This is a genomic window from Salinimonas profundi (assembly GCF_014750655.1).
In the GTDB taxonomy this organism is placed as follows: domain Bacteria; phylum Pseudomonadota; class Gammaproteobacteria; order Enterobacterales; family Alteromonadaceae; genus Alteromonas; species Alteromonas profundi_A.
The window spans coordinates 159,164-179,567 of record NZ_JABBXD010000003.1; the positions used below are offsets into that span (position 1 = coordinate 159,164).

A 20,404-nucleotide genomic window follows, 5' to 3' on the forward strand; every position below is an offset into this window, starting at 1 on the left:
CACAATGCGCCTACACAGTATACATAATTAACATGCGGTTACGTGTTCGTAAGGCGTTAACGAACAGTGACTCGCTATTCAATTTACTTAAGATGGAGAATATTATGCGTAAGTCACTTGTCGCTTTGTCGACAGTTGCCGCGCTTGGCTTGTTTGCCTGCCAGCCGGACACAGCAGAGAAGAACACTACCAACAATAATGAAGAAACCGCGTCATCTGATGTGTCTAAATCGAATGATGATATGACCGATACTCAAAAACATGCTTATGCCATGGGCGCAAGCATGGGGTTGTTTGTCAGCAACCGTGCTGAACAACAGGAGCAGCTGGGTGTGCCTATGGATCAGGAAGCGCTTAAACAAGGCTTCGAAGACGGGTTAAATGACTCACTGAAGTATAGCCAAGAAGAAATTCAGAAGCTGGCCCAGGAAGGCGAACAGGTGCTGCGCGAGAAACAGCAAGCCCAGGCCCAGGAGCAAGCAGAAGAAAATGTTCAGAAAGGCAAAGACTACATGGCTGAAAATGCCAAAAAAGACGGTGTAAAGACGACCGAGTCAGGCATTCAGTACGAAGTACTTGAAGAAGGTGACGGCGAGAGCCCGTCTGCCGAAGATACCGTTCAGGTTCATTATCGCGGTACACTGATTGACGGTACTGAGTTTGATTCATCGTATAAGCGTGATGAGCCGGCAACGTTCCCTCTTAATCGCGTTATTCCAGGCTGGACTGAAGGTGTTCAGTTAATGCAGGAAGGTGCAAAATACCGTTTTGTTATTCCACCAGAACTGGCTTATGGCGAACGTGCAACTGGCGCAATTACACCAAATTCAACGCTGATCTTCGAAGTTGAGCTGCTGGATGTGGTTGAAGAAGAAGCGCAGGAAGAGACTGAGTAAGACTTTTATTCAGACGTAAAAAAGCCGATGTACTTACATCGGCTTTTTTGTTTGTAACGGCAAATCCGTGCCTGCCTTTGTTCCATCGTGCATAAACATTGGACGTGGTTTATAAGCGCGTGCCCGGATAGTAATACGGGCTTTTCAATTGGTTGTCTAATCGACTCTTTAAGTATAGACAGCGGCTCTCATCCTGCCACTGTCTGCTCAAACCAATTTGGAACAAAAAACAAATGGGTTATAGCTTTAAATGATTTCGGCGCTCACGCTTTACACGGTTGGTGGCACATTGGCGTAATACAATACCGCCCGCCTTATACAGAAAGAGTCCGCCTATCAGGTATAACGCTGTTGAAAGATGTTCAATTACTTTCAAAACCTCAATGACACCGACTGCTAAAAGCATCGCCCCGGTCATAAACAGCAATAATCCCATAATAGTCAGCCCAAACTTGCTGGGTACTGACGACTTATGATAATTAACCACTTTTACACTCTCACTGACCATAACGTTGCTCTCTTTAAATCATATCCATTGATATGGATAATAATGAGACCATTTCTTATACAGGTTGGTTCATTTTTACCCTTTGGCAACACAGATTTCCATGATGACGGCCGCGCCGTAAGTCACGCTGAGTTGCTTAACAAATAGTTTAAAATCATAACTTTGGCAAATAAACGTTGAAAACTCCTCTGATAACCCGTGGCGGATACCACAAACTGAAAGACGAGCTGGATTATTTATGGCGCGAGGAGCGGCCTGAGGTAACGCGCAAAGTTACCTGGGCGGCTAGCCTTGGTGACAGAAGTGAAAATGCAGACTTTGTATAAGAACCTCATTATCCATACTACTACGATCCCCAAGACTGTTTTACATAAACTTATTTTTAGTATGCATACTAAAAAATATACTATTTAAGAAATGCTTCAATCGATACTGCGAACGGATAAAGTATCTGACTGAAAATTAAGATCTACACCAGCCGCCCATTTTTCGATGATTTCTGACATTGTTAAATCAAACCAATTAAACTCATTCTCGAAGAAATGATTACAGGTAAACGATTCAAGCAATGGTGTATCCACACTCACCGGTAAGAATTTTTCATAGACAATATTCCAACCACGACTTTTTGCTTTTGTCAGATGAACATCTATCTCTTTGGCAAACAGTTTATTTTTGATGTATCCGGGAACGGGATTTTGATTAATCTGTGAAGAAACATTTAGCGCTCTTTGGTGCAAATAGTTGCTGATAACAGGAAGCTTAAAGTTTTTGGCAAGATATTTAAGGAGATTGTCGAGTTTCATCGATCTCTCAAAGGTAAAGTTAAACTCATCCGCGTATGCTCTTGCGACATCGTATAGTAGAGATATTCTTGATCTTTCGACAATATGCTGAAAGTCTTCAATGTCCGATTTTGTAAGTTTTCGTTCACAAATATCTGCGTATAAAGCGGTTTGCAGTTCCATTGCATTGTTGTAGTTCGAAAACCGGAGGTACATGCCGGAAGCGTATGTCTCCATTACTGGACTGTTGTAATTGACGCGCAGGCAAATGCTTTGCTTACTTTCATGAAACTTGAACTTTTTCTCGCGAATGAGATGAAATTCTTTCTTCAATGCTTTGATCTCTTCGCTTCTTTCTTCAATAACCAGAATGGCACCTTTTTCAACAAACTTTGCAATAAAGGCTCTATCTGTTTGTTGGCAACCAGTTAAACTAAATCGATTTGCATCGCAGTATAAAGGTCCACCATCTTCTCTGTGATATTCAGACAGTAAGAGAAACAAAGCTAACTTTTCCATGTAGCTTAATTCGTTACAGTCAAAAGTTGAGTTGTATAAGTCTTCTGTACAACTGTCTAAAACCTCAGTAAACCTGGCGAGTACGTTTTTCTCTTGCTCTTCAAGACAGCCTTCGCACGTATAACCATAAGAATTAGCCTGTTCTTTGAAATTAGAACGGATCCTTATCGTCTCACCTCTCCCACAACTCTTACATCGGAAATTTGACAAATCGCAGCAGTAACTTGATTTTGAACGTGCCAGCGATGCGATACTAGTAATTGCGGGTACAAATTCATTATTGATATCAGTCACTTTGTATTTGAAGCTCATTTCTTCAAATTCAACGTCCCAATACATCATCAGAGCTTCAGCCTCCGCCGTCGTGACTGTCTGCTCAAAACATACGTACCCTCGGTTAGTTGTAGATAACATTATATTTGCCTCTTGTAAGATTAGTGATTAAGACCCATTCAACTGCATCATTTGAAATGATGTCTTGAATTCAGTCTAAAACAAGAGTAATTTAAATGCATCATTCAAAATGGTGCAGCTATGAGAACGACTTTAAAAGCCGTCGCGAACGTGTCGCTAGGTCACCCGTTTCGAGGAAAAATAGAACCTGACAAATATGGTAACGGTAACGTCATACAGTTTAAGAATATTGCTGAGGATGGGGGGCTGCTTTGGCATGATGTACAACGCACCCAAGTGAAGAGCAGGCTTGAGGTAAACTGGCTTCAGCTGGGCGATATAATACTTCCAAATAGAGGAGCGAGGATCAGGGCCACTTGCCTTCTCAACCTTCCTGACAACACAGTTACGACACCACATTTTTATAACATAAGGGTTTGCGATCCATGCATAGATCCTTTGTTTTTAACTTGGCAAATCAACCAAAAGCCCACACAGCGCTATTTTGAGAAAACCGCCGAGGGCTCACGTCAACTGAGCTTAAGAAAAAGTATTGTTGAAGATATTGAAATAGTTATTCCAAGCATCGCTGAACAACAAAGCATCATAAATATCTATGCTGCGGCTCAGAGAGAAAAGGAGATATATACTGAGTTGCTTCAAAATAGAGCCACGCATTTAGACTGTATAGCTAAACATATACTGGAACCAAGTCAAACTTGTAAGGGGTAGAGAGATGTCCACAAAAGCTATAGACCAAAGTGACATTAACAAAGCAGTATGGGCTGCCTGCGATACGTTCCGTGGCGTGATCAGTGCTGACACTTACAAAGACTTCATTCTGACGATGTTGTTTCTAAAATACATCTCTGATTTATACAAAGACGAATACAACAAGTTGGTCGCACAATATGGAGAGAATCCTGAGCTCATCCGCGCCATGATGTCGAAACAGCGTTTCGTGTTACCAGAAGGTGCAAGCTTCTGGGACCTCTATGAGAAGCGCTATGAAGCAGGCAATGGTGAACGTATTGATAAAGCCCTTCATGCTATTGAAGAAGCGAACGGCAGTAAGCTTAAAAATGTATTCCAGGATATCAGTTTTAATACTGACCGACTTGGGCAGGAAAAGCAAAAGAACGACTTGCTTCGTCATTTACTGGATGACTTCGGTAAAGACATTTTAGATTTGAGCTCCGAGCGAGTGGGTAGTTTAGACATCATCGGTAATGCCTATGAATACCTCATCAAACATTTCGCGGCGGGTAGCGGTGCCACCGCAGGTGAATATTACACCCCCCCAGAGGTATCGACGCTATTAGCAACAGTGTTAGAGCCTGTCGAAGGTGACCAAATATGTGACCCATGTACAGGCAGTGGCTCATTGCTTCTAAAATGTGGCGCTATGGTTCGCAAGAATTCAGGCTCGAAGAAATATGCGCTGTTCGGTCAGGAAGCGATAGGTTCAACATGGGCCCTGGCAAAAATGAATATGTTTCTTCACGGAGAGGACAATCATCGTATTGAATGGGGAGACACAATCCGCAATCCATTATTAAAAGAAAAAGGCGGCTCGCGCTTAATTCATTTTGATGTGGTAACCGCAAACCCTCCCTTTAGTCTGGACAAATGGGGTTTTGAAGACGCAAGTAATGATCATTTTGGCCGATTCAGAAGGGGAATACCGCCGAAAACCAAAGGTGACTACGCCTTCATAAGCCACATGATCGAAACCCTTAAACCTGAAACAGGCAGAATGGGTGTAGTTGTGCCTCATGGCGTTCTTTTCCGCGCATCTTCAGAAGGGAAAATTCGCCAGCAACTGATTGAAGAAAATCTACTGGATACCGTTATCGGCCTGCCAGAAAAGCTCTTCTTTGGAACAGGTATTCCTGCTGCCATCCTGGTTTTCAAGAAACAGAAAACCGATAACAACGTCCTGTTTATTGATGCAAGCCGTGAGTTCAAAGCAGGTAAAAACCAAAACCAGTTAACACCTGAGAATATTCAAAAGATTATCGATACCTACAAAGCGCGAGAAAGCGTTGATAAGTATGCTTATCTTGCAAGTTTCGATGAGATTAAAGAGAACGATTTTAACCTTAATATTCCTCGCTATGTGGATACTTTTGAAAAAGAAGCCGATATCGATTTGGTCGCAGTGCGTAATGAGCGTGTACAGCTTAAAGGCGAGCTGCAAACCCTTGAAGCAGAAATGGAAGGCTACTTAAAGGAATTGGGTTATGGTGCCTAGTGACTGGAAAACGTTAACGCTTGGTGACCTAATCATCAATAGCGCTTTCGGGCCTTGATTTTCATCCGATTTGTATTCAGAAAAAGGGGCTATTGGAACTATACGTACCACTGACCTTTGTGATGAAGGAACAATAAATTATCAAACAATTCCTTACGCTAATTTAGATGTTAACGAATTCAGCTCACATATTCTTGAAAGTGGTGATTTACTAATTACCCGCTCTGGTTCGTGTGGCATCCCATGTATTTTTGAGAAACAAGAAAAGCCGATAGTTGCAGGAGCATTCCTAATAAGATTCAAACTTAAGGGTGATGTCGATCCTTCTTATCTACACTCGCTATTAAAATATGATGTGACACAGCATCACATTTCAAAAATGGCATCCGGGGGGGTACAAAAGAATCTTACAGGCACTAGTTTAAAGAAATTGAAACTACAGTTACCAGAGCTTTTAGAGCAACGTAAAGTCGCCAAAATCTTATCCACTTGGGATAAAGCGATTAGCGCTATCGAGCGCCTAATCGACAACAGCAAGCAGCAGAAAAAAGCTCTGATGCAGCAGCTGCTCACAGGCAAAAAACGCCTACTTGATGATTCAGGTATGCCGTTTGAGGGAGAGTGGGAAGATAGGAAGCTTGAGGACATTTCTTCTTTGATGACCGATTACGTGGCTAATGGAAGTTTTCAATCATTGAGAGAAAATGTAAATGTTACAGAGAGTAAAGATTATGCATTGTATGTGAGGCTGGTTGATCTTCGTGCTGGACTCGGACATTCAGAGCAAAAATACGTAGATAAAGAAAGCTTCAATTTCCTGAAAAAATCCTGTCTACAGGGAGGCGAACTCCTGATGGCAAACATAGGTGCAAATGTTGGGGAGGTCTGGCAGATGCCTAACGTTGATCTACCAGCCACCCTAGCACCAAATATGCTCATGACCAAATTCAAAAGTTACATCGATAGTGGTTATGTATTTTTTTTTCTGGCAAGTGATTTTGGTCAAAACCGTATTTCTAAGGTAATTGCGGGAAGCGGTCATCCAAAAATCAATAAAACTGAGTTAAAACAAGTAAAAGTTTTATTACCACCTCTTAAAGAACAACAAAAAATCACCAAAGTTCTCATCAATGCCGGCAAAGAAATAGAGCTATTAGAGCGACAGCTTGCTGACCTAAAGCAAGAGAAAAAAGCGCTGATGCAACAACTATTAACAGGCAAGCGCAGAGTGAAAATTGATGATAAGGAAGTCGCACAATGTCAAAAGGCAAAAATCAACACGTAGTGAAGCACCCTGATGGCTGGGCAGTGAAAGGTGCGGGAAATAGCAAAGCCACGAAGGTTACCAATACTCAGCGAGAGGCTATAGATAGAGCTGAAGATATAGCCAGGAATCAACGATCAGATACAAAAATACATGGAAGAGACGGCAAAATCAGGGCTGGTAATAGCTACGGTAATGATCCGCATCCGCCTAAAGATAAAAAGTAAGGACTTTCATGACAACTTCGGAAATGTTCTCCAGCTTTCTAAGCAATCTAGCTATAAATAATGCTGGGGCAATTACTTCTAGGTATGAAGAAATCACATCAGCGCTTAATAAAAAATTTAGGGAGACCGAATCTAAGACTGCCAACAGTTTACAAGTCGGTTCATATGGACGCTGGACTGGGATTAAAGGTATTTCCGATTTAGATATGCTCTTTGTCATGCCCGCATCTAAATGGGCCCTTTACGAGAATGGAAAGCAATCCAAGTTGCTAGACGATACTCGAGAAGCAATCAAAGCCAGGTACCCCGCAACTACGGTAAAAAAAGACCGATTGGTTGTTCAAGTTGTTTACAACAATTTCATGGTAGAGGTTCAGCCTGTATTTGAACAAAGCGATGGTAGTTTTAAATATCCAGACACATACAATGGCGGCAGTTGGAAGATCACCAAACCTCGAGACGAAATAAGAGCAATGAAAGAATTTGTTGCTCAGAAAAACAAAAATCTTCGAAAACTATGCAAAATGGCCAGAGCTTGGAAAAACAAGCATGGGGTCGGCATGGGAGGACTACTAATTGATACCTTGGCATATAACTTTTTGAAATCCAGAACCGATTACGATAATCGTTCAACGGCGTATTATGACTGGATGTGCCGAGACTTCTTTCTTTACCTCTCAGAAGAGCCAAATAAAGATTACTACCTCGCTCTAGGCAGTAATCAACGAGTAAGCGTTAAAAGTAAGTTTCAACGCAAAGCAAAAGAAGCGTATCAGCAGTGTTGTGATGCTATTGCTGCTGAAGAAACTAATTCAGCAAACAAGAAATGGAAAAAAGTGTTTGGCCGCCCATTTCCTGCAGCCCAAACTGAAACTAAAGCAGCTAAGGCTTATCGTGATACCGAACAGTTTATCGAAGACCTTTACCCAGTAGATGTTCGATTCAACCTAAAGCTTGAATGTGAGGTATCACAGAATGGCTTTAGAGTCGAATTACTTCGTAACATGCTCTCCAGACGGCTAAAACTTGCACCTTCCAAGAGACTCGATTTTTACGTCACCGAGATAGATGTTCCTGGTGAATTTACCTTGAAGTGGAAAGTTTTAAATCGCGGGGCTGAAGCTGAGCGCAGAGACTGTATCAGAGGAAATATTGTTGCTGATGCAGGCTACAGGAAGTTGCGTGAGAGGACGAGCTTCGCTGGTGAACATATAGTTGAATGTTACGCAATACAAAATGGCGTTGTAGTGGCGAAGGATAGGATTCACGTACCAATCCAGTGAGGTATTTATGGAAAAAAACAATTTACTAAAACATATTGCAGAAACTGGCTATAACGTTGGTTACAGCGCAAAACTCCACTTTGCCAGTTTTGAAATGATAGAAAAGCTTCCAGGCTTGATTAGTTTTGTCTCGACCGCTTTCGGTATATATGCGTTGGCATTTTCTCAATTATCCACCAAATTCATGTCATGCACACTATTAGTACTTGGTCTTATCGGTTTATACATTACGATGAAAAATGGTGAAAAAGCCAATTATGAAGAGAAAGGTATCCTTCTAACTAACTTGTTCAATGAACTGAAGCATCTCTTGTCCGAAGCGGAGAAAACATCGTCTGATTCGAGTCTTATAACAAGCAAACTCCAGGACATTGAGTCTCGGTACAACACGAGTTGCGCTTCTCATCATGTGATGTTCGCATCTTGGTTCGCACACTATAAGTTTTTTTGGGAACAACAAACTTCATGGATTGAAAAACACCGTTCATTTGGTTTTTTCAGAGACAAGGTTCCGTTAACTCTTTGGTTTTCACTTATCGTTTTAGTGATTTTAACCACATTTCATTACACCAGTTTGCTGGGAGTCTTTTGTCACCATTTGAATAATAATTGTGGTAACTAATGAACGTCTCTAATGTAACTTTCCAAGAAGAATTCAGCGCCAAAATTCCGGCTCTAGCACTGCTAGCTAATTTGGGTTACACATACCTGCCACCAAGCCAGTGTGAAGCGTTACGCGGCAACACTTTGGCGAACGAAAAAAAAAGTACCCATCAGGTTATTTTGCTATCTGTGATGCGAGCCTATTTAGCAAAGCAAACCTTTTCGTTGGCAGGGAAGCAGCATAAGCTATCAGAGGCAGGCATCAATAAGATTATCCATGAACTAAGCCCTGCAATGAACTTAGGTTTAAAGGCCGCTAACGAGAGGATCTACAACGCATTAATTTATGGTATTAGTGTTACTGAATTCATCGATGGTAAAAAAGCCTCACCCACCATTAAGCTTATCGACTGGCAAAACATTAATAACAACCAGTTCCACTTTACTGAGGAATTTGTCGTTCAAAATGCAGAAGCTACAGGTAATCGAATCCCGGATATTGTATGTTTTGTGAATGGTTTACCTCTTGTAGTCATCGAGGCGAAGCGCCCGGACTCTAATAAAGAGGGTAAATCAACCAACGCAGAAGCGGTCTCTCAGCATATCCGAAATCAAGGCCAGGCTGAAATCCCTCATTTATATGCATTCAGCCAGTTGTTGCTTGCAATTAATGGACATGATGGCCTGTATGCAACTTGTGGAACAAAAGTTAAGTTCTGGGCGAAGTGGAAGGAAGAGCAAATACCTGAAGCCGAATTTGCCAGGTTAAAAAACCTCAAACTGAGCGATGAACAATTGGAAGGTCTCTTTCAGTATCGTCCTATTAAAGCAAAAGATGACTACCTGTCACTTGTGGCTGCCGGGGACTTGGCCGTAACCGATCAAGACCGTCTCATTATCAGTTTGTTGAGCCCAGAACGGCTATTAGATATCACTCGCTTTTTTACCTTATTCGATAAAAAAGCAGGCAAAATTGTTGCTCGGTATCAGCAGGTGTTCGGTATCAAGGCGCTGATCGAGCGAATTAATACATTCGATAACTCAGGCGCTCGAGAAGGTGGTGTTATCTGGCATACCACGGGCAGCGGAAAGTCTTTTACCATGGTGTTCTTATCAAAAGCGCTCATTTGGCTGGAAGAATTAGCGCAATGCCGCGTGATTATCGTGACTGACCGAGTGGACTTGGAAGATCAGCTAAGCCGCACTTTTGCATCTGGTGGAGTATTAACTGACCGGGATAAAAAAGATGCAATGGCAACTACTGGGAAGCGTTTAGCCGAACAGATAGGTAAAGGAAATGAAAGGGTTATCTTTTCGATAATCAACAAGTTTGGCTCCGCGATTAAGTACAAAGAATGCTTCAATGACAGCCCGAATATTATTGTCCTGGTTGACGAGGGTCACCGTAGTCAAAATGGTGAAAATAATATCCGGATGCAACAGACTCTGCCAAAAGCAGCCTACATCGCTTTCACAGGCACGCCGCTGTTAAAAGAAGATAAGACCGAGAACAAGTTCGGAAAGATCATTCACTCCTACACTATGCAGCAAGCTGTTGAAGATAAGACCGTCACACCTTTGCTGTACGAAGAGCGCATCCCTGAGCTGAACGTTAACGACAAAGCCATTGATGCCTGGTTCGAACGCAGCACCAGTAAGCTGACTGACGACCAAAAGTCTGATTTAAAAAAGAAGTTTTCACAGAAAGGTCAGATTTATCAAACTGAAGGTCGCATCGAGTTAATCGCCTATGATATCGCCGATCATTTTCAGAACTTCAAGCAACAAGGCCTAAAGGGTCAGTTAGCATGTGACTCTAAGGCCTCTGCAATACGCTATAAGAAAGCTTTAGATAAAATAGGTACGGTAACTTCAGTTGTGACGATGTCGGCTCCAGATACTCGCGAGGGGCATGAAACTGTAGACCAGGAAAGTAAAGACATCGTCCAGAACTGGTGGAAGGCTAACGTCAATAAAATGGACGAGAAGGCCTATACCAAGGCAATTATCGAAGAATATGAAAGGGACGACGGCCCAGACATCATGATAGTGGTCGATAAGTTACTGACGGGCTTTGATGAACCCAAAAACACAGTATTGTATATCGATAAACCACTCAAAGAGCACAACCTCATCCAAGCAATCGCCCGTGTAAACCGTCTGCACAGTAAAAAGCAGTTTGGTTACTTAATAGATTACCGGGGCATTTTGAAAGAACTTGATACCACTATTGAAAGGTATCAAGACCTTGCTGAACGTACTCAAGGCGGATTTGATATTGAGGATCTTAAAGGTTTGTATAACCGAATGGATACTGAGTACAAGAAGCTACCGGGGTTACACGGTGATTTGTGGGCAATTTTCGATGGCGTAAAAAACAAGCAAGATGGCCCGGCACTTCGCCAGGCGCTAGCGCCGAAGGTGCAGGAAATCGACGGCAAGCTTGTTGATACCAACCTGAAAAAGCGTGATGACTTTTATTCTGTGCTGATTTCATATTCAAATTGCATGAAAGTAGCCCTGCAATCAGCTACCTATTTTGAAGACAAGTCATTTGATAATAAACGTGACGTATATAAACGTGATCTGAAAATGTTTATCGGTTTGCGCAAACAAGTTCGTGAAGATGCAGACGAAACGATTAATTACGATGAGTACGCGGAAGACATCAGAAGCCTGCTAGACAAGCATATAGCTGGTATAGAAGTTAAAGAGCCAGGTGGGGCGTATTTAGTCGGGAATCTAGGCAAAGACGTCAAACCACACGAGATGAGCGATGTTGAGGCCCGTAACCAAACTGACAAGATTACTGGTCGAATCACGAAAATGATTGAGCAGGATCTGGCGGATGATCCATATGCTCAGGAATATTTTTCGAAGATGCTGAAGAAGGCTATTGAAGATGCCAGAGCCATGTTTGATGCTCCGGTTAAGCAATACATCTTATTCGCTGACTTTGAACAGGAAGTTAAAGAACGTAAAGTTGCTGACCTTCCTAAAGACTTCGTAGATGAAACTGGCAAATTGAATAAGCACGCCCAGGCCTACTATGGTTTGTTCAAGCTCTTATTTGACTCTGAGTTTTTAACTGAAAAAGCACTATATGATGAAAAGCTGGTATCGCTAGCATTTGATATCGATTCTGTCGTAAAGGATGCCGTCGCCGAGTATTCAATAAACCCGTCGGAAATCGAAAATGCGATACATATGAAACTCTTGCCATCGTTGTTTGCTGAACTTGGCCTCGATAATGCTCAAAAGCTGATTGAGGAAATACTAAAAATCACTCGTTTAGGTTTAGCGAGAGGCTGATGAATGTGAATCACCAAGACGTCACTCCTGAGATGGTGGCAGAAACCGATGAACGTGGAGTTTTTATCTATGGTAATGACGTCATTCATTATGATGTCATTCGCAAATTAAAATCTTCTGATAACTCAGGAAAGGCGGTTCGGAAAGTCATTATTAAGGTACATCCCGATCAGAGAGTTGTTGCTGTTGTACCCCACGATGCGAAAGAAGATGCTATCCAAAAAGCGATGCTTAAGCGTGCAAGATGGATTTGGCAAAGTATTGACGACTTCTCGAAGCAGACCGATTCAGTCTTTCCCAAACGCTATGTAAGTGGTGAGACTCAGTTCTACTTAGGAAAACGCTATGTCTTGAAAGTTATTGTTGATAGCAACCAAGTACCCAGCGTAAAACTAAGTCGTGGCAAGTTAAATGTGACACTGAAGCAAGAGACCGTTAGCGGTACTGATCACAGGCTAAAAAAGGTAAAACCTCTAATTGATTCGTGGTATCAGACAAAAGCCAAGGGTATTTTTCATGAAAGACTGGCTGAATTGCTGCCGAAAACATCTTGGGTAACCGGGATACCTTCATTTCGCGTTATGGCCATGAAAAAGCAATGGGGTAGCTGTTCAAACAAAGGCAATCTGATGCTAAACCCACATTTAGTAAAAGCCCCCAAGGAGTGCATTGATTACGTAATACTCCATGAGCTTTGCCATATTGCTGAGCACAATCACAGCGAACGATTCTGGCGCTTACTTACCCAGGTGATGCCTGACTGGAAAGAAGTAAAAGCGAAGCTAGACGAAATGGCTGAAGCCTACCTGAATGAATAATCTAGCAAACCCAAAATAAGAATTTGTTTAAGAGAACACAGTGAAAACCAACTTAATTACCAGAGATGGTTATAACAAACTAAAAGAAGAACTGGATTATCTTTGGAGAGAATATCGCCCAGAAATCACCAAGAAAGTCACTTGGGCTGCCAGCCTTGGCGATAGGTCTGAGAATGCTGACTATAAGGAAAACAAGCGTTTGTTGAGACAGATCGACTCACGAGTAAGGTACCTCAGAAAACGTCTGGAAGTGCTTAAAGTTGTAGATTACAGCCCTGAGCAAGAGGGCAGAGTTTTTTTTGGTGCATGGGTTGAAATAGAAAACGAAGATGGTCAGAAGATGTCTTTTAAGATTGTCGGTCCAGACGAAATCTATAAGGGAGCGAAAAACTGCATTTCGATAGACTCTCCCATGGCTCGTGCTCTTATCAAGAAGGAAGAAGGCGATGATGTTTTAGTCTCAACACCATCTGGGCCTGTTGAGTGGGTTATTTTACGAATTGATTATTTGGCTTAGTGTCTCTTGAACCGAAGTAAGCCTACTCTTATTCCAATTCTACATTATAACTGCATAGACGATTCAATAAGAGACTGTGCTTACTTGCAAATGCATATAAATGAAAAAACCACCTGTAGGTGGCTTTTCCTCCCTCAACTTGCAAGTCGCTTTGCCTGCATAGTCTACGGGTGAGTTCAATATACTATAATTGAACTCGGCTACTTGCACAATGAGTTATTAGGGATTACAAAAAATACAGATTAAATCTAAACTGGCACTCGCACCAAAAAAACTGGATAACTGTCAGCTCGAGTCTGAGCTAGTACACCTTAGTTCGTTACGTAACGATCAGATTTCTATAATTCCTTTCACGTTCAAGCTTTCGATTTCTCCTTTAAGCTCATCACTTAGTTCTCCAACAAATAAAATTTTTGAATTTCTTGGAGCGCTCTTTAGGGCTTTTTTCACTTTTACTTTCGTTGGTGTTGGACCTGCTACTACTTCTTGAATTTTAAGAATGCTGTTATCTGATTCAACGGGAAGAGAATTTAAAACATCTAAAACAACATTCCCAATCAACGATAAAGAAACCTTCCCGTTCTTAAACTCTCCTCCGGCCCACCCAACATAAACAACTTTCTTATCAATATAAGTTTTATAAACTTGATAAACAGTTCTCGATTCCATTGGAAGTTTATATTTTAGTTTCAATTGAAACTCTAACCCTGCACTAGCGACAGCGTTACTTATCAAATAAGATTTAATTAATGCCATCTTTTTCATTCCAAAGAAAACTTAACAAATTTTCAAACTGTGTCTCTTCCCTTGATCTCATGTGATCACTAAAATACTTAAAAAGTTCGCGATAACTTTTAGATATTCTTATCGGTGTGCAATCGTCAGCTATCTCAATAAATCCTTTTTCATTTAATTTATCAATGGTGTAAAGCACTTTTTCTCTATGAAATTCATATTCTGCATCTGTAATTTTATCTTCGTAAAAACAAATTAGAGAAGCATCTAACAATTCCGATTTCATAGCTCTATACTCAATTCCTTTGATGTCGGTACAGTAGATCATTAAAATTGTTAAATAAAGGATAGGTTCTGCGTTAAGGATAAGTTCAGTAAATATTTCTTCAGCATTTTCATCACCGATTGATTCACTATCTTCCTGTTCCTCTGTATTGTATTCAAATTCTGGTCGATTACTGAGTTGGGTGCTTAAATCTGTACCCTTTGATGAAAGTAGATCTCTTTGAATTACATGGTGGAGAAATGCAGGTGGGGATAACGTTAGGTCACGTAATTTTAGCCTATTGTGTAAAAATCCGACCCAACCACTATCAATTCCATCAGCTTTAAGAGAGTATCCTGAAATGTTGTATTGCAGCATAGTGCTAGCGTACTGAGGTGAACCTATTCTTCTCATTACCTGTTCTAGCAGTTGGTTTATTATGAACCGTATAGAGTGTATATCCTCTTTAATAGCAACTGCATTACAATTTTCTTTCGGTATAGAAACCCCATCTAAGTCTTTTACTACTGCAATTTTATTAGTACTTATTGCTTCAGGTAAGTAATAACTATTGGAGTTTGCTCCTTCCTTAGAGGCATACCAATTTTGTAGGTGCTCTTTCGTTGTATTCAACTCTTGCCCAAAATACGCAAATATATATGTTTCTGGTGCAACCATTTGTTTGAAAGAAAAATATTCGGATGCGTTTAGTTCTGACTTTCTGGTTTTAAAAAAATATGACTCGTAAGTATGAATTACTGAATCGTCCACAAACGTTGGTTCAAGTTCCTTAACAGACTTCGAGTTTTCCAACGCTTTTATTAAATTATCTTTATCTAATTTAGACTTAACCTCTATTGTTGCAATTACTCCCTCAATTAGATAAACGTCTGCAGCCCCAAATGTTTTGAGAATAGGGAATTCTCTTCTATAAATAATGATGTCGACTTGTTTTGATCTTCTGCCATGCTGGTCAATTATTTGACCGCTTCCAATTGATATTGAGCTAGGAAGAAACTGCTCTAAAATGTCTCTTATGAAACTCTCTCTTGCATCTCCGAGTATAGTCGAATGGTCTGAAACAGACGCACCAACTTCAAAAGATACTTCAATCATTTTCGAAATTGTCTTAATCCAATCGTCGATAGCATTTTTACTCAAACTACAATCCTTTTAATCTCAATATTGGTTTTCAAATAATCCATAAAAACATTATATAGTTTTTCTCCGTATCTAAAAGACTCTTTAATCTTTGAATTTTAATGCTTTTTATACTATAAATACCGCAGAGCTTTTTTTAACGCATCCACAGTTCCAGGCTTAAAAACTACTTTCCCACTGTCATCAGTCATCTCCCCAAACTCTGTGGTTGTGAGATACCATTTTTTCATGAAAGAATCTGACAATATATAATCGAGTGCTCGCCTCTCGATGGGATTCAACCTCTCAAATTCGCTGATTGGTTCACCGTGGTCATAAACGTGAACAACTTTGTTGGGTGGCACAATCTCATTCACTTTTTGTTTCGTCTCAGCCAGCTCAGCAGCCATCATTTGCACTAATAGTCGATGCTTCGGGCTTTTGATTTCATCAATCCAATTTTCAGTAACTTTTGCTTTAGCTGCCTTGGCATTGTTCTGTGCGAAACACTCAATCAAAGCCCGATACTTTTCACCAGACTTATTCCGTATACTTTGTGCTTTTGGAACACCTCTATGAGCACCGATACGAGCAATAGTTGAAACTGAGAAATCATTTATCCCCTGTTTGACCTGTTCACCGCATACCTCATAAATCGCCTCAAGTGTTACTTGTACCTTTTGACTTGAGTTAATTTTTAGTTGGTCTAATAGCTCTTCTGGTTTCATATTAATTCAAAGCTTGAGAGGGTTTGTGCGTCAGCAGGTTAATATCAGTTTGGGTAATGCGTTCATCCTCGCCCAGTTCAGAAAACTTGATAGCTCCGGATACAACCTCGTTAACACGCTGCCAGGTTTTTAAACGGGACTTTAACAATTGAACCATTTGATTCCCAGCTTCTAACTGCATGTTTTCAGTTAACATGAAAAGAGAAGGCGCTAGATTGTTGATATGAGCCATTCTATCTAAAAGCTGAGACCTCGGGACAATTGCTAATGACGCGTTTGCAGATTCGAATATCGTTGCGTTCTCGCATACTTCATGGAGCTGCTGGAGTGGCGATACTTCATCAATCTCTATCTGTAATTCAGCCTCAGGCTGTCTGAGCAACGCGAATTCATTTGTGTCTGATTCAATACTTGCGTGCGTGAGAGCTTGTGTCTGCTTTACTAACTTGTATGTTGCCTGCAGATCACAGAGAAACATGTCCATTTTCTTCGCCGCACTTTCATATTCTGATTCAAGTTTCCTCTGATCAATTTCAAGTTGCTCGCGAAGTTCGGTATCAAATGCTTTATTTTGGATTTCGTGAAAATACTCTTCTTGGTCTAGTTTATTGATTTTTCTTTCTAGCACATCAATTTTGTGAGCCAGTTCGGCGCAAATGTCAGACTGCAAGTTGGCTTGAAGCAGGATCTCATTCGCCAGGGAGGTAAGTCCTCCGAGAAATGCAGGTCCAGTCATAAAGTGACGACACCTGACACAATTCTGCTGGCCTAAGTACCCACTTGTTACATGCGCGCGCAGTTGAGAGGAACCGATTTCTTCGCCTCCATCTTCACAGCGACTCGCCCCGTAAGGACAAATGCCATAATCGCGGAACATGAAATTGCCAGCGGGGATATCGTTAGATAGAGAGCTAAGTAACTCATCATTGTTAGCCACTAACTGATTTTTTACTTCTTCGATCTTATTTGACTCTATTTGGATTTGGGTTGCCCGGGCCTTTTCTTTTAATGCTAACTTTTCTCCCTTCTCCAACCTTTCACGTATACCTTGCTGAGTGACCTTACAGTAGTAAATCGACATCACTATTGATGAATGCCCGACTATCTTCATAACTACTTCAACTGGCATTCCCATTTCCATGACGTACGCAGTGATCAAGCTAACTCGCATGGAGTGGGGAGTGTACTGCGACTTATAATGATTGAGCGTGAAGCCTTTACTACCAGAGGCCAAAGTAGCCAATTTCAGTGACTTTGGCTGAATATGATAAAGAGCTGCAGCAAGACGAGGCGTCAGGGCGTTTCCAACATTGGATGGTTCAATATCTCCAAATGCCCGAAAGAGAAAACAGTTTACGCCTTTTTGTTTGCGCTGGGTCTCATTGAGGTTTGTGCGAATGCATTTCATCCATGGTGTAGGTGAGGAAAGTGGATTGTATTTTTGCTGCCATTTTCGGAGCTTTACAAGCCAATAGGCAAGATCTTCTGGAATCCACGGAATAATATATCCTTCTCCGCGATTACTTGTTTTATTCGTGGTGATGAACATTCCAAGTTGATCATCTTTCATTCGTCGGATGAATGATTGCTGCGAGGTAAACCCTGCTATGTCGGACTTATTTTTTTCCCAAATGATTTTTCCAGTATCACTCACCTCAGCAATAAATTGATCGGCTTCACCTGAATCGTTATATGCGATTTGCCGTCCTCTTAACGGCACTTTCGTAAGTGCGTAGGTGTGTATCCAGCTTATTGGCTGCCACAAGAAATATTGATTATGGACTTGCTTATACACGCAGTCCGCATCTAAGAAATCAATCTGAGATTTTTTAACCTTTATCCAATCGGCATCAAAGCTGTGCAGATGCTTTAAATCTCTGAACGATTTCGCGCTTTCCGGGATTATCCAGGATTGGGCTTTCTTTACGAAGTGATATTGAAGACAAGGCTTTGTCGATTCTGAACGCTTTGGAGAGGTAACCGTTTGAATGTTCATCATCAACGCAAAGGGATTTCTAGCCTCCATCACCCTTACAATTTCGCCGGTCTCCGGATCTTCTTCCGTTAAGTGATGGGTTATCACGTACTCGAGAAACTCATTTACAGCGATAATGACACTTCTTCGCATGTTGTCGGTTTTCAGTTTTTCGAGCTCTAGTTTGAATGGCTTGATGTTGGGCTTTTCTTTGGTAAGAAATGCTTCGGGAGATGGGCTATTGTCATATTTTTCAATGTAGTAACGCACAAACCGACAGAGATAGTTTATTTTCGACTCACCACCAAGAGCAATTTTCATGAACTCTCTGATTCTATCTGCCCATAAATAATACTCTGCTTGAATAAAATCCGGTTTGAAAGGCTCATCTTTCCCAAGGAAAACATACCAATTTTTCCACTCCGTCTCATAAACGCCTTGAGGATCTAGAGGTATTCTTTCATCACCTGATTCTTTTACGTAACGACTGTAAGCAGCTTTGGAGCTTAACTTTAGAGGCTGAATTAATCTTGTCAGCTCAGCATAGGTGTAGGGAATGGGCATATCCAGTAAGTCGTAGTAGCTTATCCACTCTGAGGGAAACATTCTCTCAGGATGTGCTGGCAATCCGGTGATCTGCTTATATTTCTGCCTATATTCAACGGAGTTCCGAATCCCATAATGTTTACAAATCATCTTCACATCAGCGAGACAAGAGCATCTGGTCGGGATATTTACGGCACCTGGATTTTCAAAGGTTTGAATATCTTTTTTAAGCATCATGTGCCTTCTTTAAGTAGTCTCTGACGTCATCTGAAGTCGGTTGAATATATACCAAACATGAAAAAGGACTTTTATGATGCATCGCTTTTTGAATTTCTACTTGTGTCAGACCCTGTTTGCGCAGCCTGTAACCATAAGCATGGCGATGTCCATGTTCTGTTGTCCCGTACTCCTTTTTACAAACAAGACCAATACGTTCAACAGCATTTTTGTGAAGTCTTTGGTAATTTTTGATAGTTTCAGGCTGGCCTGAACTATTAGTGAACGCGAAGGGATGCGGGTCGCTTTTAGGTGGCTCCACACGTTGATATTTCAGATAATTTGCCCAAACCAAGAGAAATTCCGAAGCCTTCTCAGCTGGGCTAAAAATGACTTCAAAGAAATACTGCTTACTTGTTAACAATGGAGCCTTCCATCCAGCAAAAAGTCGTTCAGTATTTCTATATTGAGTTCTGGGTTTGTACCTGGTCGTTTTAAGAAGATACTCGCTTCTGTTAGCAAAACTCGGATCAGGAGAGGCACCATACTCCGGATGATATACTCGCACCAATGCTTCATTTTTATGAATTGGATGCAAAGTGATATCACCAACAAAAAGGTGGAATACTTCGCTTTTCCTCAAGCCCCCATAGTGCAGTAACATCGTTATTGCCTGCGATTTAAAATCTTGCTTACCCCTTTTACTAAACCCTGATTCTAAAAGTGAATCAATTTTGTCTTTTGGAAACTGTACAACCTTTTCTTGTCTGATGACGGGCTCCAACAAACTGTTGATTTGCCGTACTTGCTGATTTTTTATGTACGCTTCACTTTTAGAAGATAAATGATTGAGAAAGACGTTAGCCTGCTTATTATAGTAAGCACACCAGTTAAGCCTGACTTCAACCGAAGTTGCTTTCCTGAACGGATTTATTCGCGAAGCTTCATAACCATCTTGTAGTGCTAAGTAATCAGTGTAATGAGTTATGTGGTGCAAAATATTATTGGCATCTGGTATTTTTCGAGCTTGCCAAAATAGGCCCGACTTATCGTCAACACTGTCGTAATCAATGGTGCCTGTTACCAGCACCTTCGAGAATTCCCTTAACAGTTTTGTAGATTGTTCATAAGCAGATTCATTTGCGTTGATAAAGCTAATGAGAAGTCTGACGGAAAAAAGCGATCTTTCTTTCCAAGATTCACTCTTAAAATAATTTTCTGCCAGATATCTCAGATGTGAGATCACAAGCCCTTTGTCTGTCAACAAAGCAGGAAGCAGTAACTCCTTTCCAACCTCAGAACTGTGATAGCTTACTTTGACTTTATGAACGTAGGGCATTTGCGAAATAGTACATATTAAGTAGTGTTTACCAATCCAGTATACACATATTGATTCTATTTGAAGTACTTTAGGTTCTAA

General features: G+C 41.1%; 17 protein-coding genes and 1 pseudogene. 11 read left to right on the forward strand and 7 right to left on the reverse strand.

Translation table 11 applies throughout. The annotated features are described in order from the left end of the window. Positions 1 to 104 precede the first annotated feature (104 nt). On the forward strand, positions 105 to 896 hold the full coding sequence (fkpA, locus tag HHX48_RS08135; RefSeq protein ID WP_191023998.1) for an FKBP-type peptidyl-prolyl cis-trans isomerase: 792 nt from the start codon (positions 105 to 107) through the stop codon (positions 894 to 896). Between the two features lie 238 nt (positions 897 to 1,134). Here fkpA and HHX48_RS08140 read toward each other — a convergent pair whose 3' ends face one another. Next, positions 1,135 to 1,404, reverse strand: coding sequence for a hypothetical protein (locus tag HHX48_RS08140; protein ID WP_191024000.1), 270 nt, complete (start codon positions 1,402 to 1,404; stop codon positions 1,135 to 1,137). Positions 1,405 to 1,580: 176 nt separating this feature from the next. Between HHX48_RS08140 and greB (HHX48_RS08145) the strand changes: the two are divergent. Next, positions 1,581 to 1,724 (forward strand): annotated as a pseudogene (greB, locus tag HHX48_RS08145) (transcription elongation factor GreB); the annotation flags it as partial. A gap of 102 nt (positions 1,725 to 1,826) precedes the next feature. Here the strand turns inward: greB (HHX48_RS08145) and HHX48_RS08150 are convergent. Beyond that, positions 1,827 to 3,122, reverse strand: coding sequence for a hypothetical protein (locus HHX48_RS08150; RefSeq protein ID WP_191024002.1), 1,296 nt, complete (start codon positions 3,120 to 3,122; stop codon positions 1,827 to 1,829). A 120-nt stretch (positions 3,123 to 3,242) separates the two neighbouring features. Between HHX48_RS08150 and HHX48_RS08155 the strand changes: the two genes are divergently transcribed. From HHX48_RS08155 to greB (HHX48_RS08195), 9 genes are all read left to right on the forward strand, one after another. Continuing rightward, the gene (locus tag HHX48_RS08155; protein WP_191024004.1) at positions 3,243 to 3,833 is read left to right on the forward strand and encodes a restriction endonuclease subunit S; all 591 of its coding nucleotides are present in this window, start codon (positions 3,243 to 3,245) and stop codon (positions 3,831 to 3,833) included. Between the two features lie 4 nt (positions 3,834 to 3,837). After that, the gene (locus HHX48_RS08160) at positions 3,838 to 5,355 is read left to right on the forward strand and encodes a type I restriction-modification system subunit M (RefSeq protein WP_191024006.1); all 1,518 of its coding nucleotides are present in this window, start codon (positions 3,838 to 3,840) and stop codon (positions 5,353 to 5,355) included. A 70-nt stretch (positions 5,356 to 5,425) separates the two neighbouring features. Further along, positions 5,426 to 6,640 (forward strand): restriction endonuclease subunit S, encoded by a 1,215-nt coding sequence (locus HHX48_RS08165; protein WP_191024008.1) that lies wholly within the window; start codon positions 5,426 to 5,428, stop codon positions 6,638 to 6,640. Further along, the gene (locus HHX48_RS08170; RefSeq protein ID WP_191024010.1) at positions 6,613 to 6,846 is read left to right on the forward strand and encodes a DUF2188 domain-containing protein; all 234 of its coding nucleotides are present in this window, start codon (positions 6,613 to 6,615) and stop codon (positions 6,844 to 6,846) included. The genes HHX48_RS08165 and HHX48_RS08170 overlap by 28 nt, the downstream gene beginning before the upstream one ends. Before the next feature lie 8 nt (positions 6,847 to 6,854). Beyond that, positions 6,855 to 8,129: an SMODS domain-containing nucleotidyltransferase gene (locus HHX48_RS08175; RefSeq protein ID WP_191024012.1), complete on the forward strand. Its 1,275-nt coding sequence runs from the start codon at positions 6,855 to 6,857 to the stop codon at positions 8,127 to 8,129. 7 nt (positions 8,130 to 8,136) lie between these two features. Further along, the gene (locus tag HHX48_RS08180; RefSeq protein WP_191024014.1) at positions 8,137 to 8,751 is read left to right on the forward strand and encodes an SLATT domain-containing protein; all 615 of its coding nucleotides are present in this window, start codon (positions 8,137 to 8,139) and stop codon (positions 8,749 to 8,751) included. Next, positions 8,751 to 12,044 (forward strand): type I restriction endonuclease subunit R, encoded by a 3,294-nt coding sequence (locus HHX48_RS08185; protein ID WP_191024016.1) that lies wholly within the window; start codon positions 8,751 to 8,753, stop codon positions 12,042 to 12,044. The genes HHX48_RS08180 and HHX48_RS08185 overlap by 1 nt, the downstream gene beginning before the upstream one ends. After that, positions 12,044 to 12,862 (forward strand): M48 family metallopeptidase, encoded by an 819-nt coding sequence (locus HHX48_RS08190; protein WP_397541072.1) that lies wholly within the window; start codon positions 12,044 to 12,046, stop codon positions 12,860 to 12,862. The genes HHX48_RS08185 and HHX48_RS08190 overlap by 1 nt, the downstream gene beginning before the upstream one ends. A 40-nt stretch (positions 12,863 to 12,902) precedes the next feature. Next, positions 12,903 to 13,379, forward strand: coding sequence for a transcription elongation factor GreB (greB, locus tag HHX48_RS08195; RefSeq protein WP_191024018.1), 477 nt, complete (start codon positions 12,903 to 12,905; stop codon positions 13,377 to 13,379). Between the two features lie 330 nt (positions 13,380 to 13,709). On the opposite strand, the gene HHX48_RS08200 is transcribed toward greB (HHX48_RS08195), so the two are convergent. From HHX48_RS08200 to gmtY, 5 genes are all read right to left on the reverse strand, one after another. Continuing rightward, on the reverse strand, positions 13,710 to 14,135 hold the full coding sequence (locus HHX48_RS08200; protein WP_191024020.1) for a hypothetical protein: 426 nt from the start codon (positions 14,133 to 14,135) through the stop codon (positions 13,710 to 13,712). Further along, positions 14,122 to 15,540, reverse strand: a complete 1,419-nt coding sequence (locus HHX48_RS08205) for a DUF6602 domain-containing protein (RefSeq protein WP_191024022.1) — start codon at positions 15,538 to 15,540, stop codon at positions 14,122 to 14,124. The genes HHX48_RS08200 and HHX48_RS08205 overlap by 14 nt, the downstream gene beginning before the upstream one ends. Positions 15,541 to 15,653: 113 nt before the next feature. After that, entirely contained in the window at positions 15,654 to 16,247 is a 594-nt protein-coding gene (gene gmtX / locus HHX48_RS08210; RefSeq protein WP_191024024.1) for a gamma-mobile-trio protein GmtX, read from the reverse strand. 1 nt (position 16,248) lies between these two features. Further along, positions 16,249 to 19,005: a gamma-mobile-trio integrase GmtZ gene (gene gmtZ, locus HHX48_RS08215; RefSeq protein WP_191024025.1), complete on the reverse strand. Its 2,757-nt coding sequence runs from the start codon at positions 19,003 to 19,005 to the stop codon at positions 16,249 to 16,251. Then, entirely contained in the window at positions 18,995 to 20,323 is a 1,329-nt protein-coding gene (gmtY, locus tag HHX48_RS08220; protein ID WP_191024027.1) for a gamma-mobile-trio recombinase GmtY, read from the reverse strand. Before gmtY ends, gmtZ begins: the two co-directional genes overlap by 11 nt. Positions 20,324 to 20,404: the final 81 nt, after the last annotated feature.